At 64.0% G+C, this 531-nt stretch carries 1 protein-coding gene; it reads left to right on the forward strand.

Annotation, left to right across the window (positions count from 1 at the left end; all coding sequences use genetic code 11):
- Positions 1 to 514: hypothetical protein (locus IVB32_RS17780; RefSeq protein ID WP_247410841.1), on the forward strand; the 514-nt coding region annotated here is incomplete at its 5' end.
- Positions 515 to 531 lie beyond the last annotated feature (17 nt).

Consider the following 531-nt stretch of genomic DNA (forward strand, 5'->3'; position numbering starts at 1 on the left):
CTCGACCACTGGTGGACAGCATTGGGTCTACCGAATGGACGGTCGCCGCAAATGCTGGTTCCTGGCCGAGGGCATCGCGACGGTGAAGAAGCCCATTCGGGCTCGCATGGCCAAAGACCGCAGCGCCAGTTTGGACGAGAACGGGACGAGGTGGAGCGCGGTCGTTGATGCGCGCGCGGAGGTGCTGCGCTCCGCACCGCCCGAGCAATCTCAGCCGCCTGTACCCGAAATGAAGGTAGCTGATGCCGCTTCCAATCTCGGCACGGGGTCGGCGGCCCCCATTGTCGATCTTCCCAACCAGATCACCTCCGAACACTCCGTGCCGGGCCAAGTCGACGTTGGGCAGCTTCTCGCCGACGCACCTCAAGATATGCCGCTGGGCGCGCGCACTGCAGAGGCGCACGGCGAAGCGCGCAGCTGGACGGCCTGGTTCGGTGTACTGCTGATGACGCTTGGTGGCCTCTCGCTCTTGAGCTCGAGCCGCACGCTTCGGCATGCGTGGAGATTACGTTAGCTTAGATGCGAGGTACA

Origin of the sequence: Bradyrhizobium sp. 23, assembly GCF_023073295.1 — a bacterium.
Taxonomy (GTDB): Bacteria; Pseudomonadota; Alphaproteobacteria; order Rhizobiales; family Xanthobacteraceae; genus Bradyrhizobium; species Bradyrhizobium canariense_D.